This window comes from Stenotrophomonas sp. RIT309 (assembly GCF_000632045.1).
Taxonomy (GTDB): domain Bacteria; phylum Pseudomonadota; class Gammaproteobacteria; order Xanthomonadales; family Xanthomonadaceae; genus Stenotrophomonas; species Stenotrophomonas indicatrix.
Map to the genome: position 1 here is coordinate 1 of NZ_JFYS01000026.1, position 22942 is coordinate 22942.

Sequence of the window (22942 nt, forward strand, 5' to 3'; positions counted from 1 at the left end):
TGTCCTGCGCACACGGCAAGACCGGGGTTGGGCGTCCTGCCCAATCCGCCCGAGGCATGCCTCGGGCCCATGGCGCTTGCGCCCCTGCACAGCCCACCCGCCCGGCCTTGGACAGGTTCATGCGGGCGCCAGCCACGGAAAAAGAAAAAGAAAAAGAGCGACAGCGGGTCGCTGCGCGCTCTTTGGGTTGCGCGATTGGTTGCGGGCGCTGGGGTCAGCGCTTGATCTGCTGGCCGTCGCCGGTCGGTACGCTGTCGTAGTAGCGGCCGGTGCGCGAGTCGAACACGCGGTTGGGGCCGACCGGTTTGACGCCGGGAACGATGCGGCCGTTGCGGTCGTAGACCTTGTCCGGCAGCGCCGGCGCGGGCGTGGGGGTCACCTGGGCCGGGCCGGTCGATCGGATCGGCTGTGCCGGCTGCGGCGAGGGCAGCACCTGCGGCTGCGGGCGCGACGCCTGCGGTGGCGGGGCGACAGGCGGCGGTGCCACCGTCGCGCTGCTGCGGGTGGCGGTCGGACTGCCGGTGGGAACCTGCGCCTGGGCAAGCAGAGGCAACAGGGCCGACAACAACAGGACTAGGCGGGGTTTCATCGCGCGCTCCAGGGTGGGCCACCCTTACCCTGCGCCTGCCCCTGTGTGCCGGCCATGAACGGCCATCACACTTGCAAGCGTGTGCCGACACCCCCACGTCTGCTGGCATCCCAGGCCACAACCCCACGGAGAGCCGGCATGAGCGCTTTCGATCTGACGCCCCCCACCGCCACGCAGACCGACGCCCTGGTTGCCGGGCTCAGCGCCGAGGAGCGCCGCGTGCTGCTGCAGCACGGCACCGAGGCGCCGTTCTGCGGGGTATTCCTCGACAACAAGCGCGAGGGCGTCTACTGCTGCCGCCTGTGCGCCCTGCCCTTGTTCCGCTCCAGCACCAAGTTCGATTCGGGCACCGGCTGGCCCAGTTTCTTCGCCCCGTTCGACCCGTCGCACGTGCGCGAGATCCGCGACACCAGCCATGGCATGGTTCGCACCGAGATCACCTGCGCCCGCTGTGGCAGCCATCTGGGCCACGTGTTCCCGGACGGTCCGCCGCCCACCTACGAGCGCCACTGCCTGAACTCGGTCTCACTTTCATTCACCGGCAACGGCGAGCCGTGGCCCGATCCGCTGCAGCGTGGCGGCGCAGAGGCCGGTGTGGCGGGCTGACACGCGCCGCAATGCCCCGCTGACCGACTTCACAGAATTCCCTCTTCAGAAACACCGGTGTCAGGCCGACAAGGAGATATCCCCCCTCCTTGCGTCGCGCCATGCTCATCATCGTTGGATTCCTGGTCGTCATCATCAGCGTGCTGGGCGGCTACCTCGGCGCACACGGCCGCCTTGGGGCGCTGTGGCAGCCCTACGAACTGGTCATCATCGGCGGTGCCGCGCTGGGTGCGTTCCTGGTCGGCACCCCGGCCAAGACGGTCAAGCAGACGCTGCAGGCCATGGTCGGCGTGTTCAAGGGCCCGCGCTACAAGCAGCAGGACTACATCGACGTCCTCAGCCTGGTCTACGAACTGCTCAACAAGGCCCGCCGTGAAGGCTTCATGGCGCTGGAAGACCACGTCGAGCGCCCGGCCGAAAGCGCGCTGTTCGGCAACTACCCGAAGGTGCAGGCCGACCACCACCTGATCGACTTCATCACTGACTGCCTGCGCCTGATGATCGGCAGCAACATCGAGCCGCATGAGCTGGAGCCACTGCTGGAGCTGGAGCTGGAAAAGCACCACGCCGAAGCGATGGCGCCGTCGCAGGTGCTGACCAAGGTCGCCGACGGCCTGCCCGGTTTCGGCATCGTGGCGGCAGTGCTGGGCATCGTCATCACCATGGGCTCGATCGGCGGCGACATCGTCGAAGTGGGTGGCCACGTGGCCGGCGCGCTGGTCGGCACCTTCCTCGGCATCCTGCTGGGCTATGGCTTCGTCGGCCCGATGGCCTCGGCGATGGAAGCCCGTGCCGAGCAGGACAGCCGCATCTACGAGTCGGTGAAGACCGCCCTGCTGGCCTGCCTGCGCGGCTACAACCCGAAGATCGCGCTGGAGTTCGCCCGCAAGACGCTGCCGTCGAACGTGCGCCCGGCGTTCTCCGACTTCGAGCAGCACCTGAAGACGGTCAAGTAAGCCATGGCCGAGACCAAGCCCACCGTCATCGTCCGCCGGGTCAAGAAGGCCGGCCACGCCGCCCACCATGGCGGTTCGTGGAAGGTGGCCTATGCCGACTTCGTGACCGCGATGATGGCCTTCTTCCTGGTGCTGTGGCTGATGGCCAGCACCAGCAAGCCCGAGCGCGCGGCCATTTCCGAGTACTTCCGCAACCCCAGCCCGCTGGTCGGCTCCAGCGCGACGCCGGCGCCGGGCATGGCCGGGCCGGGCGGTGCCAGCACCTCGATGATCAAGCTCGGCGGCGCCACCGATGTTTCGCGCGGCAACAGCAACGATCCCTTCCAGAACCAGCAGAAGTCGATACCGCAGCCGGTGGACGAGCAGCAGCGCGACAAGCAGCAGTTGGAAGCGCTGATGAAGGAACTGCAGGAAGCGATCAGCCGCAGCCAGGCGCTGGAACCGTTCAAGGACCAGCTGCTGCTGGACCTGACCCCGGAAGGCCTGCGCATCCAGATCGTGGACAAGCAGAACCGGCCGATGTTCGACCTCGGCAGCGCCACCCTGAAGCCGTACACACAGCAGATCCTGCATGAGCTGGCCGAGTACCTGAACCACGTGCCGAACCGGATCAGCCTGACCGGCCACACCGACATCACCGCCTATTCGGCCGCGCGCGGTTACGGCAACTGGGAACTGAGCGCCGACCGTGCCAATGCCGCGCGCCGCGCGCTGATCGATGGCGGCCTGGAAGACAGCAAGATCACCCGCGTGGTCGGCTTGTCTTCGTCGGTGCTGTTTGACAAGGCCGATCCGCAGAACCCGATCAACCGCCGCATCAGCATCGTGGTGATGACCAAGGCCGCCGAGGAAGCTGCGCTGGCCGGCGCCGGGCCGCAGGTAGGCCTGTCGGCAACCACCCTGGACCCGGACGTGCAGGCCGCGCAGGGTGAGGCCGGGGTCGGATCCCGTTCCGCAGGAAAGGGCGCTGCCCTCTGACCCGTCTTCGCCGGGCATGGCCCGGCGCTACCGCATCCGGACGCACCAGGGTAGCGCCGGGCCATGCCCGGCGAGCGCGCAGCGCGGCACCCAGTACAATGGCGGTCTTTCCGACTCCAGGTGATCACACCCCCATGTCCAAGTTGTCCAAGGCCAAGCGCGACAAGCGCAAGAAGCAGCAGACCAAGCGTCCGTTCCTCCGTCTGAACGCCCAGCAGCAGGTGCAGAACCATGCCGTGCTGGTCAACGAAGACGGCCAGGCCGTGGCCGCCATCGGCCTGCAGGGCCGCGAGTGGCTGCTGGCCATCGGCGGCCAGACCATGGGCAACGCCGACAACCCGGTGCCGATGCTGGCCATGCTCAAGCACCTGTCCAACGTGCAGGAAGCCGAAGGCCGCAAGGTCACCCTGGAATATTCCGAGCTGATGCAGAAGCTGCTCGACACCCTGGCCGAAGAAGCGGGCCAGACCGCCGAGGAATACCTGGACAAGCTGGTGGCCGAGTTCGCCAGCGAGCAGGCTGAAGATGCAGCCGCTGAAGGCGAAGCGTCCGATGAAGCGGCTGCAGACACTGCCGGCGCCGAAGGCGCTGCCGACGCCGAGGCCACTCCGGCCGCCGACGCCGACGGCAAGCCGCAGGCCTGATCCGGCGGCGGCGGTGTCGGTCTACGTCGATGACGCGGTGCATCCCTGGCGCGGTCAGCGCTGGGCGCACCTGATGGCCGATACCCTGGCCGAGCTGCACGCAATGGCGGCGCAGCTCGGCATTCCTCCACGGGCCTTCCAGAACAAGGCCAGCGGGGCGCATTACGATGTCACCGCCGAGCTGCGTGCGCAGGCACTCGCGCTGGGTGCGGTCGCCATTTCCCGGCATGTGGACCGGGCGCAGGTGAAGGCGGTGATCGCCAACGCCAGGGCGCAGTACCAGCCCTAGGCTGGTACAGGTGGCACCGGGCCGCGCCCGGCGCTACCGGTGAATCTCAGAACGGGTCGCTGCCCAGGCGCACTTCCACGTTCAGCAGCGAGCACAGCGCCAGCAGGGCGTCGTCATCGCGGGTCAGCGCCATCCAGCCACTGAAGCCGTCGTTGCCGGCATCCACGCTCCACAGCGTGTAGTTGTGCTCGCGCAGGCGGTCGAAGGCGGTGCTCATCAGCTGCACCCCATCCAGGCCCGCGGCGAAATCCTCGTCGTCCAGGTCGCCACCCCAGTCCAGCTGCAGGTTGAAGCGCGCCGACAGCTCGTTCACCGCCGACTGCAGCGAATCGAAATCATCACGCTCGACCTCGAAGCCCGACTGCCAGGCGATGGCCGTGAACAGCGCCGGCAGCCAGTCGCTGTCGGCTTCCAGCGGCTGGCCGTCCTCGGACAGATGCTCGCGCCAGCGGTTGAACTGCTGCAGGGCCAGCTCTTCGTCACCGGGGTTGATCAGCACGAGCAGGTTCCAGACCCGCGCCTCGAAGTCGTCCTCGTCGAAATCGTGGGCGTCTTCCTCGAAGTCGAAATAGTCGCTGTTGTCAGGCATGGCGGAACGTCCTCGGGAGCAGGGGGGCATTCTACGGTTTATCCTGTACCGCTGAAGCCGGCCGTGGTGGCCGTCACTGTGAATGAAGCGATGAGCGATACCCCTCCCGACCACCTGGCGATCAACCCGGCCAGCCCCTTCCACGATGCGCAGGCCCTGGAGCGCGGCGTCGGCGTGCGCTTCAACGATGTCGAGCGCGACAACGTCGAGGAATACTCGGTCAGCGAAGGCTGGATCCGCGTGCAGGCCGGCAAGGCCCGTGACCGTCGCGGCAACCCGATGACCATCAAGGTCAAGGGCAAGGTCGAGGCGTATTTCCTGGAACAGAAGCCGGAGTAAGGGCTGAAAGGTGTGCGGACCAAGGTCCGCACCCACCGGCAGCCGCCGCCGGGCTGATCCGGCGCTGCTGCTTCACGATTATTCGCGCTTGCGCGATTCCAGCAGGTCGAGGTTGCGGATCAGCCGCCGTGCGATCTCGTCCGACACCACGCCGCGGCGGGTCAGCCGGAACAGTTCCTCGCGTTCGGCATTCAGCCCGGCGCTGCGCAGCTGGCGATAGCCCATCTCCATCCGGTTCACCTTTTCCGGGTCCACGTCCGGGTTGTCGCGGTCCAGATGCCGCTGATACAGCAGGCTCACCCGCGATGCGGCGTCGTTGTACAGCTGCACGTTCTCGGTGTTCTGGTTCAGCACCAGCTGCTGGCGCATGCGCTCCACGCCCGCCAACGCGGCCTTCGAGGACAGCTTGCGGGCGAGATCCTCTTCCTTGCGCTCACCCGAATCGGCCGGCAGCTGCAGGCCCTTCAACAGCTGCGGCAGCGCCACGCTGGCGCCGACCAGCGAGCACAGGATCACCGCAGCAGCCAGGAAGATCACCAGGTCGCGTGCCGGGAACGGGCTGCCATCGGGCAGGAACAATGGCAGCGTCAGCACGCCGGCCAGGGTGATCGCACCACGCACGCCCGCCACCGAGGTGGCCACCACGATGCGCCAGTTCGGTGCCTCGCCACGCTCCAGGCCGCGGCGACGCGCACGCAGCAGGTTCCAGCGCAGCGACAGCCACACCCACAGCAGGCGCAGCGCGATCAACGTCGCGTTGATCACCAGCACGTACACCAGCAGCCACCATGCGCTCTGGTGGCCGCTCTCGTTCATGGTGGTGGTGGCGCGTTCGACGATGCCCGGCAGCTGCTCGCCCAGCAGCACGAACATGATGCCGTTGAAGCTGAACTGCAGCATGTTCCATACGCCGGCACGCTGCACGCGCATGCTGCCGGAGACACGGCCGGTCATTTCCACGTAGCTCATCGAAATACCCGCTGCGACCGCAGCAAGGATGCCCGAAGCATTGATCTCTTCGGCCAGCAGGTACGCCGCGAACGGGATCAGCAGGTTGACCAGCATCGCCGCGCCCGGCTCTTCGCCGAAACGGCGCCACAGCCAGCGCTGGAACGTGGACACGCCCAGGGTGACCGCCACGCCGACGGCCAGGCCGGCCACTGCCACCCACACGAAGGTCAGCGAGGCGGTCGCCAACGAGAAGGTACCGGTCATCACCGCCGCCACCGCGAAGCGGAAGCAGACCAGGCCGGAGGCATCGTTGAGCAGTGACTCGCCTTCCAGGATGTGCATCAGGCGCTTGGGAATCGGTGCCTTGGCAGCGATCGCGCCGACCGCCACCGGGTCGGTCGGTGACACGATCGCGGCCAGCGCGAAACACACCGCCAGTGGCATCACCGGAATCATCCAGTGGATCAGCAGGCCCGCGCCGATCACGGTGAACACCACCAGCCCGAACGCCAGTTCGAGGATCGCGCCCTTGTCGCGGAACAGGCCCTGCTTGGGAATGCGCCAGCCATCGAGGAACAGCAGCGGCGGCAGGAACAGCAGGAAGAACACTTCCGGTTCCAGTGCATGGCCGCGGTTGAATACGCCGGCGATCACCGCGCCGAGGCCGATCTGCACCAGCGGCAACGGCAACGAGAATGGCAGGACGCGAACCAGGTAACCGCTGGCGACAACGGCCACCAGCATCGCCAGGACGACTTCGATGGTGTGCATGCTTCTTCCACAGGAGCGGCGCGTGGGGCCGGAAAAACCGGAGTGCGCCGGGGGACGGGAAAAAACTTAACACAGCAGGCCGCCACTGCGCCCAGCCATCTGAATGCGCGTCAGGACCGCGACAGCAAGCGCCGCCCGATCCAGGCCGGCGTGCTGGCACGTCGTCATGCACCACTGCCAACCGGCCCTGCACGCGTCCTTGTGCAGGGCGTTCCAGCCCTGGCAGCAGCGGTGGGGTCATGCCGCGTCCTGAGCGCGGTCGGCACCATCGAAGCGGTAGAGGTCCATCGCCAGGAAGCCGGCATCGACACCCGCATCGATGCGCTTGGCACCGAAGCCACCCTCCCCCGCCGCACCCATCGCAAAGTACAACGGCAGCAGATGCTCATCGGTGGGATGCGCACGCTCGGCAAACGGTGCCTGCCGGCGGTAGTCGAACAGGGCATCGCGGTCATTGGCGGCCAGCCGCTGCTCCACCCAGTCGATGAAGGGGCGCACGTAGGGCGCTTGCTTGCCGTCCTGGTAGTGGCCCCAGTCGTGCAGGTTGTGGGTGATGCTGCCCGAACCGATCAGCAGCACGCCCTGTTCGCGCAGCGGCGCCAGCGCACGGCCCAGCGCGAACTGATGCTGCGGGCCCAGCATCGGCTGGATCGACACCGGCACCACCGGGATGTCGGCCTGCGGGTGCAGCAGGCGCAGCGGCACCCACGCGCCGTGGTCGAGGCCACGTTGCGGATCGAGTGCCACCGGCAGGCCGGCGGCGGCGATGCGGCCCGCCACCTCTTCAGCCAACGCCGGATCACCGGGCGCCGGGTACTGCAGCGCGAACAGTTCGCGTGGGAAGCCGCCGAAATCGTGGAGGGTGGGCGGCTGCGGATGGTTGCCGACCAGCGGCTGCCGGGCCAGCCAATGCGCCGAGGCGATGACGATCGCACGCGGCGTTGGCAGGTCGCGGGCCAGCTCGGCCAGCCGCACGCCGACCTGGCCCGGATGCAGGGCGGTCATCGGCGAGCCGTGGGAGATGTACAGCGAAGGCAGGCGGGACATGATCTTCTCCAATCACAGGAACAGGCAGCGGGCCGGGGAACGTTCAGCGCGAACGCAGGGTCCAGCGGCCATCGCCCAGCAGGAACAGCACGACCAGGGCCAGCGCCCAGAACGCCGGGTATTCCCAGCCACCGCCAGCATTGGCGAAGCTGAAACCGTTCGCGCCGTGCACCGTCACGATGGTGCCCAGCAGCAGCGGCACACCGAGCAGGCCGATCCAGCGCGCGTAGATGCCGAGCAGCAGCGCTGCGGAAATCGCCAGTTCAACGGCGATGGTGAGGTAGCCCAACACGCCGGGCAGGCCCAGCGACTCGAAGAAGGCCGCGGTACCTGCCGGAGTGAACACCAGCAGTTTGGTCAGCGCATGGACCAGGAACAACACGCCCAGGGCCAGCCGCAGCAGGGTCGCGGCATACGGGGCGAGCGGGGACAGGGGGGCGGCGGTAGCGTTCATGGGGCACCTCGGCAGGGACAGGGCACAGGTTATTGCACCCTCCATTGCCGATAAATACGATGGATCGACCGTATTTATTTCATAAGGCGCAACAATGGACACCCTGGATGCCATGCGCGTGTTCGTCGCGGTGGTCGAACGCAACGGCTTCAGCGCCGCCGCACAGGCGCTGGACATGTCCACGGCCGGTGTCACCCGCCAGGTCGCCGCACTGGAAAAGCGCCTGTCCACCCGCCTGCTCCACCGCACCACCCGCCGGGTCAGCCCGACCAGCGCCGGTGCCGCCTACTACGCCCAGTGCGTGCGCCTGCTGGCCGAGTTCGATGCGCTTGAGGCCAGCATCGGCGCACAGGCGCTGGAGCCGTCCGGCACGCTGCGCATCAACGCACCGGTCAGCTGGGGCATCGCCCGCCTCGGTCCGTTGCTGGCCGGTTACCGCGAGCGCTTCCCACAGGTCGAACTGGACCTGGCGCTGTCCGACCGCCTGGTGGACATGGTCGAAGAAGGCTACGACGTGGCCATCCGCATCACCCGCGAACCGGGCCCGAGCCTGATCGCGCGGCGCCTGGGCCAATCGCGGATCAGCCTGTGTGCCGCACCGGCCTACCTGGCCGCACACGGAACACCGCAGGCCCCCGAGGATCTGCAGACCCACGCCTGCCTCGGCTACAGCTACTGGGCCGCCGGCGACCACTGGCCCCTGCAGGGACCGGGTGGCGAAGTGAAGGTTGCAGTGAACACCCTGCTGCGCGCCAACAATGGCGACGTCCTGCGCGAAGCGGCGATTGCAGGCATGGGCGTGATCCTGCAGCCGGACTTCCTGTTGCACGAGGCGCTGGCCGATGGCCGCCTGGTGCGCATCCTGCCCGGATGGGAAGCTGAGCCGATCGGCATCTTCGCCGTCTACACCAGCCGCAGCCATCTCGCCCCCAAGGTGCGCAGCTTCATCGACTACCTGGTGGAAACCGGGGTGTAGGGGATTCGCGCGACTTCCGGTAGTGCCGGCCGTCCCAGCAGGTAGCCCTGCACCTGGTCGCAGCCATGTGCGGCCAGCCAGTCCAGCTGTCCCGGCGTTTCCACGCCCTCGGCGATGATCGTCAGCCCCATGCTGTGGCCCAGCGACAGCAGTGCCCGGCAGATCGATGCGTTGCGCGGATTGGTCTCCACGTCGGCCACAAAACTGCGATCGATCTTCAGGACGTCCAGCGGCAGGTGCTGCAGGTAGGACATGCTCGAGTAGCCGGTACCGAAATCGTCCAGCGACACGCGGATGCCCTGCTCGTGCAGGCGCTGCATGGTCTGCATCGCCTGTGCCGGCTTGCGCATCAGGCTGCTCTCGGTCAGTTCCACGTGCAGCGCACCACGGGCCAGGCCGAAATCCTGCTGCGCGCGGGCGAACTCGGCCACCAGATCGCTGTTGAAGAACTGCACCGCCGACACGTTGACCGCGATCGACAGCTCGCCCCACCCCGCTTCGACCAGACGCCGCTGCGCCTGTGCCGCTGCGCGGATCACCCAGCGTCCCAACGCCAGGATCAGGCCGGTGTCCTCGCACAACTGGATGAACTCGCTGGGCGGGATGAAGCTGCCATCGGCCTGCGGCCAACGCAGCAGCGCCTCCAGCGACGCCGGGCTGCCATCGCTGGCGTGCCGGATCGGCTGGAAGTACAGCTGGAATTCGTTGTCGATGGCCGCGTGGATGCGCCCGGCCAGGCGCAGGCGGTCGGCCAGGCGGATGGTCACCGCCGCATCGAACCAGGCCACCACGTTGCCTTCGGCGCGGGCCGCGTGCGCCGCCTGCGCGGCCATGCCGATCGACTGTTCGGCACTGTGGCCTGCATCGGCGTCATGTACGGCCACACCAATGCGGGGTTCGAACTGGTGCAGCGAATCCTGGCCGCGCATCGGTGCCGAGACGATCTGCAGCAGATCGTCCAGCACGCGCTGGGTGTTGTGTTCCGGCGCGATCGCCAGCACGAAATCCTCCGCCGGCTGGAACGCCAGCAGGCCGAAGCGCGCGCCCAGCCCGCCCAGGCGCGAGGCCATCGACTGCAGGACCGCATCACCGATCTCGCGGCCCAGCGTATCGGCCACCAGCTGCAGCCCGCGCAGCTGCACATAGGCGATGGTGTAGGCGCCGGCCTGCTCGTCCAGCTGTTCGCTCAGTGCGCGCACGTTGAGCAGGCCAGTGGCCGGGTTGTGGCGTGCCTGATAGGCCAGGTCGCGCTCGTAGGCCAGCCGCTCGCTGACATCCTCGGCCAGCACCAGGCACGCGGGCTGGCCATCGAAATCCAGTTGCGACAGGTGCACGCGCACTTCGAACACCGTGCCATCCTTGCGCTGGTGCAGGCGCACCGCAGCGTCCTGCAGTTCACCACTGCGCACCTGCGCGATCGCGCCCTTGACCTCGTCCCAGCCCTCGCGTGGGCGGATGTCGAGGATGCTCATCGCCAGGAATTCATCGCGGCTGTAGCCGTACTGCTGCACGGCGGCCTCGTTGACCTCGATGAAGCGCAAGGTGTCCGGATCGAACACCCAGAACGGCGCGGGGTTGCGATCGAACAACAGGCGGAAGCGGCGTTCAACCTGGCGCATCTGCTCGCGTGCCTGGTAGCGCTCGCTGAGGTCGGTCAGTGCGCCGATCATGCGCCGCTGCCGATCGACCACCGCTACCCGCTGGCCACGCGCGGCAACCCAGCGAACTGCACCGCCGGGCAGCACCAGGCGGAATTCTTCGTCGAGTACAGCGTTGCCGGCGAAGGCCTGATCGAAGGCCTGCTGCATGCGTGCGCTGTCATCGTGGTGCACGCGGGCGAAGAATTCGGCCACCGGCAGCGCATCGGTCTGCACGCCGAAGATCTCGCGCGCCAGCGGCGACCAGCGCAGCAGCGCGGCGTCTTCGTCGACATACCAGGTGCATACGCGGCCCACCTGATGGGCCAGGCGCAGCTCGGCGTGGCCGGTGCGCAGCTCTTCGGCCATCGACTGCTGCCGGTGCGTGCTGCGGCGCACGGCATACAGCAGCACCAGCAGCAGCGCCACGTAGGCCAGCATGATGGCGATCGCCGCCTGCAGATACGGCCACCACGGCTTCAGCACATCTTCGTTTGCCAGGCCGACCTGCACCGCCAGTGGACTGCGCTCAAGGGTGCTGATGGTGGAGATGCGCGGTATCTGGTCCACCGCGCCGGGAATGCTGCCCAGCTCGACCACTGCCTGCCGGCCCAGCAGCGTACGTGCCGGCAGCGTGTAACGGCGGCCGACGGTGCCGTGCGGATCGGGGACACGGGCCAGCATGTAGCCATCGGCGTCGCTGATCGAGGCCAGGCCACTCGGCCCCACATCCAGACCGCCCACGATCCGCTGCAGTTCGCCGCAGCGCAGCCGTGCCAGCAGCCAGCGATCGCCAGCCATCGGCAGCGCCAGCGGCACCACCCAGCCACCGTCGCTGGCACGCTGCGGCGGCCCGATGTACAGCGCACTGCCCTGCCCCCGTCGCTGCGGATCGGTCCACAGTGGCAGCTGCAGGTCGCCCTTGCCGGCGGTCAGGGCGCGGCCATAGGTATCGAGCACGACAATGCTGTGCAGTTCGGCGTGCCGGCGCAGCACGCCGGCTATGGCGGCGTCCAGCAGCGCGGGCGCCTGCGCAGGCACCGTGCGGAACAGCTCGGCGGCATCGGCGGCGATGCCGGCCACCGCCCGTTCCAGGTTGCGCAGCTCCAGTGCCAGCAGGCGCTCGCTGCCTATCGCCAGCGCCCGGCTCTGCCGCTGCGCGGCTTCCAGCCGGCGCTGGTAATCGTTGGCCAGCATCGCGGCCAGGCCTGCCGCCAGCAGCACGCCCAGCACCACGCCGCCCCAGGTAATGGCACGCAACGGCCGGGCCAGCGCGTGTCTCAGCGCCGGCATCGGTCGGTCTTCCCTGTGCAGTCGGCTGGCTTCATGCGCGAACGATTCCTCCACATCCCCGACCTCAACGGCCGGCGGACGCCATTCTTGACGCCTCGACCCGTCCTGCATGCGCCCTCCCCCGGGTGCTGCAGACATCCAGCCCGCAGCATGCACCACGCCGGTGACCGCGTGAAGATCGCTGCGGCGTGTTCAGCCAGATCACGCACAGTGCTGGCCCTGTCGAGCACGTCCAGCCGGCCCGCAGCGGATTAGACTTGGAGTTTTCCGCCGCAAGAGAAGTCCATGTCCAAGCTGCGCCGCCCCACCCTGGCACTGGCCATCGTTGCCAGCCTGTCCCTGGCCGCCTGCGACCGCCCGGCCGATCCGGCCGCCGGCACCGCCGCACCGGCCGAGGCGCCCCCCGCTCCCGCCAAGCCGATGCTGGGCAGCTTTGGTTTCGATGCCAGTGGCATGGACCGCAGCATCGCCGCCGGTGACGACTTCTTCGGTTTCGCCAACGGCAGCTGGGTGAAGAACACCGAGATTCCGGCCGACCGCTCGCGCTTCGGCAGCTTCAACGTGATTGCCGAGAAGACCCAGGCCGACACCCGCGCGATCCTGGAAGGCGCTGCCGGCAACGCCCAGGCCAGCGGCGAAGACAAGCTGATCGGCGACTACTACGCCGCCTACATGGACGAGGCCGGCATCGAGCAGCGCGGCCTGGCACCGGTGCAGCCGCAGCTGAAGAACATCGATGCGATCGCCGACAAGGCCGGCCTGGCCCGCGCCCTCGGCGGCGACGTGCGCGCCGACGTCGACCTGCTCAATGCCACCAACTTCTACACCGACCGCCTGTTCGGCCTGTGGGTGTCGGTGGACCTGCTGCAGCCGGACCGTACCGCGCCGTACCTGGTGCAGGGCGGCCTGGGCATGCCGGACCGCGATTTCTACCTGGGCGGTGGCCGCATGGCCGACCTGCGCAAGCAGTACCAGGCCTACATCGCGCAGGTGCTGCAGCTGGCCGGCGTGGCCGACCCGGCCGGCAAGGCGCAGCGCATCCTCGCTCTGGAAACGAAGATCGCCCAGGCGCATGCCACGCAGGAAGAAACCAATGACGTGACCAAGGGCGCCAACCCCTGGACCCAGGCCGACTTCAACGCCAAGGCCCCGGGCATGGACTGGGCCGCGTTCCTGGACGCCGCCAAGCTTGGCCAGCAGCAGGACTTCATCGTGTGGCAGCCCAAGGCCGTGGCCGGCCTGTCCAAGCTGGTGGCCACCGAGCCGCTGGATGCCTGGAAGGACTACATGACCTTCCACGCGCTGGACCGCGCCGCTGCCTACCTGCCGAAGAAGTTCGCCGATGCGCGCTTCGCCTTCCACGGCACCGCGCTGAGCGGTACGCCGCAGCAGAGCGACCGCTGGAAGCGTGCCGTGGATGACGCCAACCATGCCGTCGGCGAGGCCATCGGCAAGCGTTACGTCGAAAAGCACTTCGATGCGAAGACCAAGGAACGTGCCGACGAGATGGCGAAGAACATCATCGCCGCCTTCGCCAAGCGCATCGATGCACTGGCCTGGATGTCACCGCAGACCAAGGCCAGCGCCAAGGCCAAGGTGGCCGGCCTGACCGTGGGCATGGGCTATCCGGACAAGTGGCGCGACTACACCGGCCTGGACATCCGTCGTGATGATCCGCTGGGCAATGCGCAGCGCGCCGAGCTGTTCGAGTACCAGCGCAACATCGCCAAGCTGGGCAAGCCGGTCGACCACAGCGAGTGGGCGATGCTGCCGCAGACCATCAATGCGATGAACGTGCCGCTGGAGAACCGCCTGGTGTTCCCGGCGGCGATCCTGCAGCCGCCGTTCTTCGACGGTGCCGCCGACGACGCAGTGAACTACGGTGCGATCGGCGCGGTGATCGGCCACGAAATCAGCCATGGCTTCGACAACGCGGGTGCGTTGTTCGACGACACCGGCAAGCTGCACAACTGGTGGACGGCCGAAGACCTCAAGCAGTTCAACGCAGCCGGCGATGCACTGGCCGCGCAGTTCAGCAGCTACGAGCCGTTCCCGGGTGTACATGTGAACGGCAAGCTGACGCTGGGCGAGAACATCGCCGATGTCGCCGGCCTGGGTACCGCCTACGACGCCTACCAGCTGTCGCTGCAGGGCAAGCCGGGCCAGACCCTGGAAGGTTTCACCCCGGACCAGCGCTTCTTCCTCGGCTTCGCCCAGGCCTGGCGCAGCAAGAGCCGCGAGCAGGCGCTGCGCAATTCGCTGCTGACCGACGTGCATGCACCGGGCCAGTTCCGCGCGTTGACGGTGCGCAACATCGACGCCTGGTACCCGGCGTTTGAAGTGAAGGAAGGCCAGAAGCTGTACCTGGCCCCGGACAAGCGGGTCAAGGTGTGGTGATGTAACGCAGACGGGCGCCGAAAGGCGCCCGTTTTATTTCCATGGGTAGACGCCAACCTCGGTTGGCAGTTTTTCGCCATCCACACGTGGCGTGGATGGGCACCGCGGCAAGGCGCGCCGACCAAGGTCGGCGCCTACCGGGGCAATGCCGGCCACTCGCGCAACGATTCCACCGGCACACCCACGCGGGCGCAGGCGCGGCTCGCCAGGCCGTCGGGCAGCGCGCGGCGGAACAGCGGCGCCATGCCCTGCATCAGCTTCGCCGAAGCTGCGGCCTGCGCACGCTGGCGCGTGCTGCGCTCTAGCATGCCCTCGGCCCACTCCGGCAGCAGCGCGGCACCGGCACCGAGGAAGATCTCGCGCGACAGGCCGGGCACCGGCACCGGCAGGCGCACGCCGGACAGCACCTGCAACACTTCGCGTGAGCGTTCGTCCACCACCAGCTCCGGCTGCCGTGCACAGAAATACGCATCCACTTCCGCTGCACTGCGTGGTACGTCCGCCGCGCCCAGCGCTTCGGCCACGCAGCGGTACTCGTCGTAATAGCGGTCGGCGATCGCGGCAGGCACCTCGCGCCCGTAGCGGCGATAGCCCTGCAGGAAGCCGTAGGCCTCGGTCACGTGCACCCACGTCAGCAAGTGCGGATCATCGGCGGCATACGGCTCACCCTGCGCGGTATGCCCGCGGACCTGCGCGTGGATGCGCCGCACCTTGGCCACCAGCGCTTCCACCTCGCGCGCCGGCGCGTAGCTGGTGCCGGCCACGAAAGCAGTGGTACGGCGCAGGCGGCCGACCAGGTCCTGGCGGAAATTGGAATGATCGTAGACACCGGCCAGCGCGCGCGGATGCAGCGTCTGCAGCATCAGCGCACACAGACCGCCGGCCAGCATCGAGGGCAGCTCAGCGTGCATCCGCCAGGTCACGCTGTCCGGCCCGAACCAGCCGGGATCGCCCAGTGGATGGTCGTAGTCGATGCCGCTCTGGCCACGCGGAAACGCATCCAGGACCCAGCGCCGGATCGGCGCGGTGACGGGGCGGGAAAGACGGTGCAGCAACGGCGGCATCACGGGTCCAGATCGGCGGAGGGACGGACCGCGTCCTGCGCGGTCCACCCCGATTCTGGTCGATCACGACCGGCACAGCGAGCCCGTCCGCTCAGCGTCGGTTTCATGTGCGCGCGCAGCACATTTCACCCTGCGACATCCTGTCGCAGGCCACGCGGGCAATGCTGCGTCGCAATAATATTCACCTGTTCAGACAGAACCCTTGTGCCGCGTGGCCTTGAGGCCATTGCACCGCTCGCTGGAAGTGCTAGAACTGAACCCGCCACACCGTCCACTGCAGATCGCCGCACGTTCCACAAGGAGCCAGCCATGATTGCTTTGTTCAAGGGTTTGGGATTACTGCTTCGCGACAACGAGCTCTACAGCAGCCCGTTCGAAAAACAGGTCGCGCACTGGCGCAGCCTCAGCGAACAGCAGATCCGCGATGAAGTGGCGGTGCTGGCCCAGGCCAAGTGCCAATGGCTGATCACTTCGATCGTCGGATGGCAGGCAGCTTCGCTGCTGATCCTCGGCCTGATCACCAATTACCTGTGGCGCGACGATTACCACATCACCTTCACCCGCGTGGTCGTGGTGTTCGGCTCGTGGATCTCGATCCTGTTCGTGATCTGGTTCATGGCCAACATGTTCGACCGCACAGCGGGCTTCGAACGCTGGATGAAGGCCTTCAACAGCCGCGCGCGCATCACCTCCAAGGCCGACAGCGTCGAGCACGTGGCCGAAGCGCTGGACCTGGCTGAACACTATCCGGAAGTGCTGGATTACAAGCAGGCGGTCACCGCCAAGCGCGAGCTGCGCCACGAGGACATCCGCATCATGACCGAGATCGGGCGCATGAAGCAGCACTCCGAACTGGTGGGTCGCCTGAATCATGTCGGTGAAACCGAACACCATCACGACATGACGCTGCAGCCGGCTTACTGAGCCGAACGCAATCCGGGGGGAGCCACAATGCCACCGTGCTCAGTCACGGTGGCATTGTTCTTTCTGCACGTCGCTGACGCACTGGCGGAAGTCCTTCGGCAGGCCACTGACCTGCTCGGTCTTGCCTGCGGCCACCGCGAACCGGCGCAGCGGCGGCGTCGCGCAAGCGGTGTCGGTGCTGCAGCCCGGCGCCAGCACCAGGTAATGGCATTGGCCACTGCTGCTGGCGATGCATTCGAAACGCGCCACGCCATCGACCACCGTGCTCTTGCTGTACAGCGTGTCCACGCCATTGGCATTGGTGCGGGTGATCGACGTGTTGCTGGACTTTTCGCAGCCGGCGATGGCCAGCACGGCGAGACCTACAAGCAGGATACGGCGCATGTTCGTTCCTCGGTGGATGGCAATGGCTGCGGCTACATGCCGCGGAACAGGCTCATGAACGGCTGGCTGACCACCAGGGTCTCGGCACGCTGGCGCAGGCGCAGCACGCCACGGCCGGTATCGTCGCGGCTGACGGCTGCCACCGCCTTCATGTTGACGATGGTGGAGCGATGTACCTGGCGGAAGTGCAGCGGATCGAGCACTTCCAGCAGCTCGCGCAGCGGTGTGCGCAGCAGGCTTTCGCCGGCGGCAGTGACCACGGTGGTGTACTTGTTGTCAGCACGGAAATAGATCACATCGTCGAGCATGATCAGTTGCGTATCGCGGCCGTTGCTGGCGGTGATCCAGGCCAGCGGCGGCCGATCATTGGCGACCGGGCCTGCACCCAGGCGCTGCAGCAGGCGCTCCAGCACCGCATCGTCCTGGCGCGCGGATGGCAGCCGCGAAAGAATGCGATCGCGCGTGGCCAGCAGCCGTTCGTCACTGACCGGCTTGAGCAGGTAATCCATCGCGCCCTGCTCGAAAGCATCGATGGCGTACTGGTCGTAGGCGGTGACGAACACCACCTGCGTGCGCGGGCTCAGTTCGGCCAATGACCGCGCAACTTCGATGCCGCTGATGCCGGGCATGCGGATGTCGAGGAAGGCGATGTCCGGCTGCTTCTCGGCCAGCTGTTCCAGCGCACTGGCACCGTCCTCGCATTCGGCCACCAGCTTCAGCTCCGGCCACAACCGCCCGAGCTGCTCGACCAGCGAGTGCCGCAGCAGCTCCTCGTCTTCGGCAATCAGCGCTTCAAGCGGCATGGCTGGGCTCCTTGGCCGACTGCGGCAGGGTCATGGTAGCGGCTACACCACTGGGGAAATTGGCCACGATCGCCACTCCGGCCTGCTCGCCGCAGGTCAGCCGCAGGCGCTCGCGCAGGTTCTTCAGGCCGATGCCGGTGCCGCTGGTGCCCTGTCCGAAACCGAGCCCATCGTCGGCGACCGTCACGGTGACATGGTCATCGAAACCACGCGCGAGGATCCAGATCGTGCCGCCGCCGGGCTTGGGCTCCAGGCCGTGCTTGATCGCATTCTCGACCAGGGTCTGCAGCGCCATCGCCGGCATCTTCACTTCGTGCAGCTCGGTGGGCACCTGCACTTCCACCGCCAGCCGTGCGCCCATGCGGATGCGCAGGATTTCCAGATAGGCGCGGGTACGTTCCAGCTCCACGCCCAGCGTGGAAACCGATTCATCCACCTGCGGCAGCGAACTGCGCAGGTACTGGATCAGGTGGCCGAGCATCTGCTCGGCGCGTGCCGGGTCGGTGCGGGTCAGCACCTGTGCATTGGCCAGCGAGTTGTACAGGAAGTGCGGCTCGACCTGCGCGTGCAGCAGGTTCAAGCGCGCGACCGACAGTTCCTTTTCCACCTGGGTCTGTTCGGCAGCGGCCTGCTCGTCGCGGCGCTGGTCGGCCACACGGCGGCTGATCGCTCGGGTCACCGCTTCGGCGTTCTCATAGTTGCTGCCTTCATCCAGTGCCAGCAGATCGGCCCACCAGCCGGCGTCCGGTTCGAACAGCAGGGTCACCGTGCTGGTGCCCTGCCCCGGCGTTACCGTGGCCAGCACACTGTTGCGTTTGATCGCCAGCCGCGCCGGCAGGTTCCAGCGCGACGGTTGCCGGCCGTTCCACAGGTCGACGCGCCGCACATAGGCACGCACCTGCAGACTGCCGGCAGAGCTCTCCACCTCTTCCACCCGCGGCAGTTCGCCGACGGCAGCCTCGACCACTGCGAAGGCCTGGCCGGCATCCATCGGCAGTTCGATCTGCCGGCGCTGGCGGCCGGACAAGGTGGCACCATCGAGGCGACCGGCCACCAGCCAGACCCGGCGCACGTGGGTGATCGCGCTGCCCAGCGCGGAAATCATCAGGAACATCACCAGCAGCCCGAACACCCAGCCTGGGCCGTCGTTCATGCCGCTGAAGATGCCACTCCAGACCATGCCGGCAACGAACAGCGCCGCGGCCCAGGCCAGCAGATGACGGATGATGAGGGAGAAGCTGGCGATCACGGCGGCGCCTTGGTGGAAGGGGTGAGCCGAGCATAGAGCGGCCCTTCGGGCAAACAAGCGATGTGCGACGAAGACCGGGAAAGGGTGGATGGAACCGGTTCTGGTAGTGCCGGCCGCTGGCCGGCTCCCCATTGCTTCCGGAAGCATCACCGGGTTGCCGGCCAGCGGCCGGCACTACCAGACATCACCGGGTTGCCGGCCAGCGGCCGGCACTACCAGACATCACACGATTGCCGGCCAGCGGCCGGCACTACCAGGCACTACCCGGCCAGCGGCCGGCAACCGGGGAGGCGCCGGGTGAGCCCGGCGCCTTCCGTTATCTGCGCTGGTCGGCGCTGGCGTCACGCACGGCGCGGAACGCCTCGTCCTTGCTCCAGTTCGGCCAGCTGCGCGAATTGGCCAGCTGATTGCCCAGGGTGTACAGCACTTCCAGGTCGCGGGCGGCGCCAGCGAACACCCAGTCCGGCTGCCACTCGTCGCCCTGCTGGTGGTACCGCTTGGCGGTGTAGTCCTCGGACGCCTTCTTGCCCGCCGCGACGCCACCGTCCACCCAGTCCTGCCCGGCCGACCAGGACAGCGCGGGCACGCCACGCTTGGCGAACGGGAAGTGGTCGGAGCGGAAGAACAGGCCGGCCTCCGGCTTCGGGTCCGGCGTGTAGCGGATGTCCCAGCCCTTGGCCACGTCCTTCAACTGGTCCAGCAGCTCGAAGCGCGCAGCGCCGTAGATGCCGAAATCGCGCGACGGGCCGAACGGCGCCATGCCGTCCATGTTGATCATCGCCACGGTCTTTTCCAGCGGGTACAGCGGGTGCGTTGCGTAGTACTCCGAACCCAGCAGGCCCTTCTCCTCGGCAGTTACCGCCAGGAACACGACCGAACGCTGCGGACGCGGTGCCTTGGCGAAGCCACGCGCCAGTTCAATCAGCGAGGCGGTGCCGCTGGCGTTGTCCAGCGCGCCGTTGAAGATGCGGTCGCCGCGTGCGTCGGGCTCGCCCACGCCGATGTGGTCCCAGTGTGCGCTGTAGATGACGGTCTCGTCCGGATGCGTGCTGCCTTCCAGGCGCGCGGCCACGTTGTGCGAGGTGATCACTTCGGTCTTCACCGCGTACTTCGCATCCAGGCTGGCGCCGGTCAGCGGCACCGGGGTGAAGTCACGCTGCTGCGCCTTCTTCTTCAGCGCCTCGAAATCCTGCCCGGCCGAGCGGAACAGTTCCACCGCCAGATCGCGCTGGATCCAGCCTTCCAGCAGCGGATGGCTGTCAGCCGGATTGTCGCGCACCACGTCGAACATGGTGTTGGTGTTGGAGCCGGCCACCGTGGCCCAGCCATACGACGCCGGGGCGGTCTCATGCACGATCAGCACGCCGAGTGCGCCCTGGCGTGCGCCTTCTTCGTACTTGTACGGCCAACGGCCATACCAGGTCATGCCCTTGCCGTCGAAGTCGCCCTTGCCGGTTTCGAAGTCCGGGTCGTTGATCAGCACGACGGCGATCTTGCCCTTCAGGTCCACGCCCTTGAAGTCGTCCCAGTTGCGCTCCGGCGCCTTTACGCCGTAACCGAGGAACACCAGCGGTGCCTTGCTGATATCCACGCTGGTCGCACCGTTCATGGCTGCACGCACGGCGATCTGCTTGCCCTGCTCCAGCGCGATGGTCTTGCCGCCCTGCTGCAGCGACAGCTGCGGGGTGCCGACGATGTCGCCCTTGCGCAGCGGCACGGCCTGGGTCCACAGACGCTTGCCGTCCTTCAGGTCGCCGCCGGGCTGCAGGCCGGCGTCGGCGAACTGCTTGCTGAGGAAGGCGATGGTCTTCTGTTCGCCGGCGGTGGCCGGGGAGCGGCCTTCGTAGGCGTCGGAGGCCAGTTCCTTGACGTCGGCGGAGATCCGCGCGCCATCGAATTTCGGGGTGGCCGCCATCAGTGCGCTCGACACCGACAGGGCCAGCACGCCCAGTACTACTCGCTTCATTGCTCTCTCCAGCAGGGAAATCGTTCTGGAGTGTAAGGGTTGCGGCCGGGCGGCGCCCGGCACCCGGCAGCCGCGGTAGTGCCGGCCGCTGGCCGGCAACCTCAACAGCAACAGCAGAAGCTGCATTCCGTGGGATGGCGGGGAGGGTCCGGCTGCGGGGGACGCCGTAAACCCATCCTTGGGGCCTTGGCCGCGGCATCCATGCCGCGGACCCCCCCGCAACCGGACCCTCCCCGCCTTGGACAGATTTCTGCGATCTGCCGGAACGGCGTTCTGTGATGCTCTTGGTAGGTGTCGACCTTGGTCGACACGCAACAAGAAGGGGTCAGATCCCTTTCCCGGCGGGAAAGGTCTCTGACCCCCACGTGCCTCGAACCGAGGTGTCTTACCAGTTCGGGTCTTCGGCCGGGGCGGCGGCGGGCTTGGGCTTCGGCTTGCTGGCCGGGCGCGCTGCGGCGGCCGGGGCGGCCGATGCGGTTGCGTCGGCGGCGGCCTTGGGCTTGCTGCCCAGCTTCTGGCGCAGTTCGATCTGGCCGGGGCGGAAACCACCACGCATCGCGTCGACGCCCTCTTCCAGGGTGCCGTAGGACGTCTGCGCGGCAACGCGGTCGATGCGGATGGTGCAGCACGGATGCTCGCTGCGGCCCAGCGAACGGCCGGTCTGCGGGTCCTTCAGCTCTTCGCCCAGGCGCACGGCCTGCCAGCGCTGGCCGACCTGCACGGTGTCACCGCCCTGGCTCAGCACCACCTGGTCGCCATCGACGGACACCACCGACACCGGGAACAGCGTGGTGACGATCGTGCTGCCGATCTGCCCGGACAGCGAGTCCATCATCGAGGCGGCCATGCTGCGGCCATTGACCACGCGCGGCAGCGTGCTCGGGCCGGTCGAGGCCAACTGATGGTCGAAGCTGTCGGACATCACCACCTGGCCGGTGGTGGCATTGACCAGGCGCAGGGTGATGCGGCCGCCACCGGAATACGAGGTCACCTGGCGATCGGACATGCGCAGGTTGCGCACGCTGCGCGGGTACTCGAACCGTTCGATGGTCGGAATCAGGATCAGGTCGGTCGCCAGCTGCTGGCCAACGCGCGCGGTGTCCTGCAGGCGCACGTTGCCACTGTTGATGTGGTCGATCTCGGCCTGCAGTTCGTCGCCGAACTCGCGGTCCAGCACGATGAAACGCTGGGTCTGGGTAAGCGTGTCGGACAGCCGCGCGCGGATCGCCTGGGCGACCTCGTCGGCGTTCACCCGGCCATCGCCAACGGCATAGCTGCCCGACTTGGTGCGCGGCAGGGCCACCACGATCTTCGGCTTGCCTTCTTCATCCGGTGCGCGGTACTGGGCAATCTGCGCGCGTACACGCACCTTCCAGTAACTGCGCATGCTGCGCCGGGTGACATCCGAATCGAAGGAGCTGGCACCGCGCTTGGCGTCTACCTTGACCTGCTCTTCGTAGTTCTCCTTGACGCTGGCCGACGCCGAGCCGCCCTTGGCGGAGGCTTCGCCGGAAGCGCTGGCCGAGGCCGACCCCTTGAAGCTCCAGCCTTCGTCGCTGGCGCGCACGCGGGCGATGGTTTCTTCGTCGAGCTGGCTCACTTCATCCTGCGAGAGGATTTCATAGCCCAGCACCGCGCCCTGCGAGCCGGCAATCATCTGCTGGGAGAACGCGTCGGCGCGGATATCACCGACGTGTTCACCATCCACGTCCACATGCAGGCCTGCGCGCAGGCTCTGCATCTGGCTGGCCACGCGTACGCCGTTGACCTGGGCCACGGCCGACTGCAATGCCGCCAGCACCGCCAGTTCCGGGGTGCTGCCGATACCGTCGGCTTCACGCGCGACCTGGGTGGTGCCGCCGAAATCCGGCGTGCCACGCAGGGGCGCTTCCTGCACCGGCGCATTGCTGGCCAGTGCACTGGCAGCCTTGTCCTTGGCCGGAGCGGTTTCTGCCGGTGCATCCTGCTTGCCGCAGGCTGCCAGCAGGGCCGCTGCCAGGCCCAGGCCGATCAATCGAGTCGTCGTACGCATGCGG

Annotated in this window: 21 protein-coding genes; 9 read left to right on the forward strand and 12 right to left on the reverse strand. The window is 67.5% G+C overall.

Going from position 1 to position 22942, the window contains the following annotated elements; genetic code table 11:
- Positions 1 to 214: 214 nt before the first annotated feature.
- Positions 215 to 589 (reverse strand): hypothetical protein, encoded by a 375-nt coding sequence (locus tag BW38_RS06325; protein WP_032977053.1) that lies wholly within the window; start codon positions 587 to 589, stop codon positions 215 to 217.
- A gap of 138 nt (positions 590 to 727) precedes the next feature.
- On the opposite strand from BW38_RS06325, the gene msrB reads away from it, so the two are divergent.
- The 5 genes from msrB (at position 728) to BW38_RS06300 (ending at position 4062) form a co-directional block, all read left to right on the forward strand.
- Positions 728 to 1195 (forward strand): peptide-methionine (R)-S-oxide reductase MsrB, encoded by a 468-nt coding sequence (msrB, locus tag BW38_RS06320; protein ID WP_025878406.1) that lies wholly within the window; start codon positions 728 to 730, stop codon positions 1193 to 1195.
- Between the two features lie 101 nt (positions 1196 to 1296).
- Positions 1297 to 2151, forward strand: a complete 855-nt coding sequence (gene motA / locus BW38_RS06315) for a flagellar motor stator protein MotA (RefSeq protein WP_012509934.1) — start codon at positions 1297 to 1299, stop codon at positions 2149 to 2151.
- 3 nt (positions 2152 to 2154) lie between these two features.
- A complete protein-coding gene (motB, locus tag BW38_RS06310; protein WP_032977055.1) occupies positions 2155 to 3129 on the forward strand; it encodes a flagellar motor protein MotB in 975 nt (324 codons plus the stop codon).
- Between the two features lie 134 nt (positions 3130 to 3263).
- Positions 3264 to 3773, forward strand: coding sequence for a hypothetical protein (locus tag BW38_RS06305; protein WP_032977057.1), 510 nt, complete (start codon positions 3264 to 3266; stop codon positions 3771 to 3773).
- Positions 3774 to 3786: 13 nt separating this feature from the next.
- Positions 3787 to 4062 (forward strand): DUF4031 domain-containing protein, encoded by a 276-nt coding sequence (locus tag BW38_RS06300; RefSeq protein ID WP_025878403.1) that lies wholly within the window; start codon positions 3787 to 3789, stop codon positions 4060 to 4062.
- A 46-nt stretch (positions 4063 to 4108) separates the two neighbouring features.
- Here BW38_RS06300 and BW38_RS06295 read toward each other — a convergent pair whose 3' ends face one another.
- Entirely contained in the window at positions 4109 to 4651 is a 543-nt protein-coding gene (locus BW38_RS06295; protein ID WP_032977058.1) for a hypothetical protein, read from the reverse strand.
- A gap of 90 nt (positions 4652 to 4741) precedes the next feature.
- Here BW38_RS06295 and BW38_RS06290 point away from each other — a divergent pair, with 90 nt between their 5' ends.
- Entirely contained in the window at positions 4742 to 4990 is a 249-nt protein-coding gene (locus BW38_RS06290) for a DUF3297 family protein (RefSeq protein WP_025878401.1), read from the forward strand.
- Between the two features lie 78 nt (positions 4991 to 5068).
- Here BW38_RS06290 and BW38_RS06285 read toward each other — a convergent pair whose 3' ends face one another.
- The 3 genes from BW38_RS06285 to BW38_RS06275 all read right to left on the reverse strand — a co-directional run bounded on the left by BW38_RS06285 (position 5069) and on the right by BW38_RS06275 (position 8213).
- Positions 5069 to 6712: a Na+/H+ antiporter gene (locus tag BW38_RS06285; protein ID WP_025878400.1), complete on the reverse strand. Its 1644-nt coding sequence runs from the start codon at positions 6710 to 6712 to the stop codon at positions 5069 to 5071.
- A gap of 237 nt (positions 6713 to 6949) precedes the next feature.
- Positions 6950 to 7759 (reverse strand): class III extradiol ring-cleavage dioxygenase, encoded by an 810-nt coding sequence (locus BW38_RS06280; RefSeq protein WP_025878399.1) that lies wholly within the window; start codon positions 7757 to 7759, stop codon positions 6950 to 6952.
- A 43-nt stretch (positions 7760 to 7802) separates the two neighbouring features.
- Positions 7803 to 8213 (reverse strand): DoxX family protein, encoded by a 411-nt coding sequence (locus tag BW38_RS06275; protein WP_025878398.1) that lies wholly within the window; start codon positions 8211 to 8213, stop codon positions 7803 to 7805.
- A gap of 94 nt (positions 8214 to 8307) precedes the next feature.
- On the opposite strand from BW38_RS06275, the gene BW38_RS06270 reads away from it, so the two are divergent.
- Positions 8308 to 9189 (forward strand): LysR family transcriptional regulator, encoded by an 882-nt coding sequence (locus tag BW38_RS06270; protein WP_032977060.1) that lies wholly within the window; start codon positions 8308 to 8310, stop codon positions 9187 to 9189.
- On the opposite strand, the gene BW38_RS06265 is transcribed toward BW38_RS06270, so the two are convergent.
- Positions 9165 to 12230: an EAL domain-containing protein gene (locus tag BW38_RS06265; RefSeq protein ID WP_051585081.1), complete on the reverse strand. Its 3066-nt coding sequence runs from the start codon at positions 12228 to 12230 to the stop codon at positions 9165 to 9167. The two genes, BW38_RS06270 and BW38_RS06265, sit on opposite strands and share 25 nt — an antisense overlap.
- Before the next feature lie 174 nt (positions 12231 to 12404).
- Here BW38_RS06265 and BW38_RS06260 point away from each other — a divergent pair, with 174 nt between their 5' ends.
- A complete protein-coding gene (locus BW38_RS06260; RefSeq protein WP_032977061.1) occupies positions 12405 to 14516 on the forward strand; it encodes a M13 family metallopeptidase in 2112 nt (703 codons plus the stop codon).
- A gap of 134 nt (positions 14517 to 14650) precedes the next feature.
- Here the strand turns inward: BW38_RS06260 and BW38_RS06255 are convergent, their stop codons facing one another.
- Positions 14651 to 15580, reverse strand: a complete 930-nt coding sequence (locus BW38_RS06255; protein WP_032977064.1) for an oxygenase MpaB family protein — start codon at positions 15578 to 15580, stop codon at positions 14651 to 14653.
- Positions 15581 to 15889: 309 nt separating this feature from the next.
- On the opposite strand from BW38_RS06255, the gene BW38_RS06250 reads away from it, so the two are divergent.
- A complete protein-coding gene (locus tag BW38_RS06250) occupies positions 15890 to 16504 on the forward strand; it encodes a hypothetical protein (RefSeq protein WP_025878393.1) in 615 nt (204 codons plus the stop codon).
- Between the two features lie 39 nt (positions 16505 to 16543).
- On the opposite strand, the gene BW38_RS06245 is transcribed toward BW38_RS06250, so the two are convergent.
- From BW38_RS06245 to BW38_RS06225, 5 genes are all read right to left on the reverse strand, one after another.
- A complete protein-coding gene (locus BW38_RS06245; RefSeq protein WP_025878392.1) occupies positions 16544 to 16888 on the reverse strand; it encodes a hypothetical protein in 345 nt (114 codons plus the stop codon).
- A gap of 32 nt (positions 16889 to 16920) precedes the next feature.
- Entirely contained in the window at positions 16921 to 17691 is a 771-nt protein-coding gene (locus BW38_RS06240) for a LytTR family DNA-binding domain-containing protein (protein ID WP_032977066.1), read from the reverse strand.
- Complete coding sequence (locus BW38_RS06235; protein WP_032977067.1) at positions 17681 to 18940, reverse strand: histidine kinase; 1260 nt, start codon at positions 18938 to 18940, stop codon at positions 17681 to 17683. Before BW38_RS06235 ends, BW38_RS06240 begins: the two co-directional genes overlap by 11 nt.
- Positions 18941 to 19256: 316 nt before the next feature.
- Positions 19257 to 20906, reverse strand: coding sequence for a M28 family metallopeptidase (locus BW38_RS06230; protein ID WP_032977069.1), 1650 nt, complete (start codon positions 20904 to 20906; stop codon positions 19257 to 19259).
- A gap of 385 nt (positions 20907 to 21291) precedes the next feature.
- Positions 21292 to 22938 (reverse strand): CsgG/HfaB family protein, encoded by a 1647-nt coding sequence (locus tag BW38_RS06225; RefSeq protein ID WP_032977072.1) that lies wholly within the window; start codon positions 22936 to 22938, stop codon positions 21292 to 21294.
- Positions 22939 to 22942: the final 4 nt, after the last annotated feature.

Coding starts and splice junctions, on each gene's coding strand:
- BW38_RS06325 (WP_032977053.1), bottom strand. CDS start 589: ATGAAACCCCGCCTAGTCCTGTTGTTGTCGGCCCTGTTGCCTCTGCTT.
- msrB (WP_025878406.1), top strand. CDS start 728: ATGAGCGCTTTCGATCTGACGCCCCCCACCGCCACGCAGACCGACGCC.
- motA (WP_012509934.1), top strand. CDS start 1,297: ATGCTCATCATCGTTGGATTCCTGGTCGTCATCATCAGCGTGCTGGGC.
- motB (WP_032977055.1), top strand. CDS start 2,155: ATGGCCGAGACCAAGCCCACCGTCATCGTCCGCCGGGTCAAGAAGGCC.
- BW38_RS06305 (WP_032977057.1), top strand. CDS start 3,264: ATGTCCAAGTTGTCCAAGGCCAAGCGCGACAAGCGCAAGAAGCAGCAG.
- BW38_RS06295 (WP_032977058.1), bottom strand. CDS start 4,651: ATGCCTGACAACAGCGACTATTTCGACTTCGAGGAAGACGCCCACGAT.
- BW38_RS06290 (WP_025878401.1), top strand. CDS start 4,742: ATGAGCGATACCCCTCCCGACCACCTGGCGATCAACCCGGCCAGCCCC.
- BW38_RS06285 (WP_025878400.1), bottom strand. CDS start 6,712: ATGCACACCATCGAAGTCGTCCTGGCGATGCTGGTGGCCGTTGTCGCC.
- BW38_RS06280 (WP_025878399.1), bottom strand. CDS start 7,759: ATGTCCCGCCTGCCTTCGCTGTACATCTCCCACGGCTCGCCGATGACC.
- BW38_RS06275 (WP_025878398.1), bottom strand. CDS start 8,213: ATGAACGCTACCGCCGCCCCCCTGTCCCCGCTCGCCCCGTATGCCGCG.
- BW38_RS06270 (WP_032977060.1), top strand. CDS start 8,308: ATGGACACCCTGGATGCCATGCGCGTGTTCGTCGCGGTGGTCGAACGC.
- BW38_RS06265 (WP_051585081.1), bottom strand. CDS start 12,230: ATGCAGGACGGGTCGAGGCGTCAAGAATGGCGTCCGCCGGCCGTTGAG.
- BW38_RS06260 (WP_032977061.1), top strand. CDS start 12,405: ATGTCCAAGCTGCGCCGCCCCACCCTGGCACTGGCCATCGTTGCCAGC.
- BW38_RS06255 (WP_032977064.1), bottom strand. CDS start 15,580: ATGCCGCCGTTGCTGCACCGTCTTTCCCGCCCCGTCACCGCGCCGATC.
- BW38_RS06250 (WP_025878393.1), top strand. CDS start 15,890: ATGATTGCTTTGTTCAAGGGTTTGGGATTACTGCTTCGCGACAACGAG.
- BW38_RS06245 (WP_025878392.1), bottom strand. CDS start 16,888: ATGCGCCGTATCCTGCTTGTAGGTCTCGCCGTGCTGGCCATCGCCGGC.
- BW38_RS06240 (WP_032977066.1), bottom strand. CDS start 17,691: ATGCCGCTTGAAGCGCTGATTGCCGAAGACGAGGAGCTGCTGCGGCAC.
- BW38_RS06230 (WP_032977069.1), bottom strand. CDS start 20,906: ATGAAGCGAGTAGTACTGGGCGTGCTGGCCCTGTCGGTGTCGAGCGCA.
- BW38_RS06225 (WP_032977072.1), bottom strand. CDS start 22,938: ATGCGTACGACGACTCGATTGATCGGCCTGGGCCTGGCAGCGGCCCTG.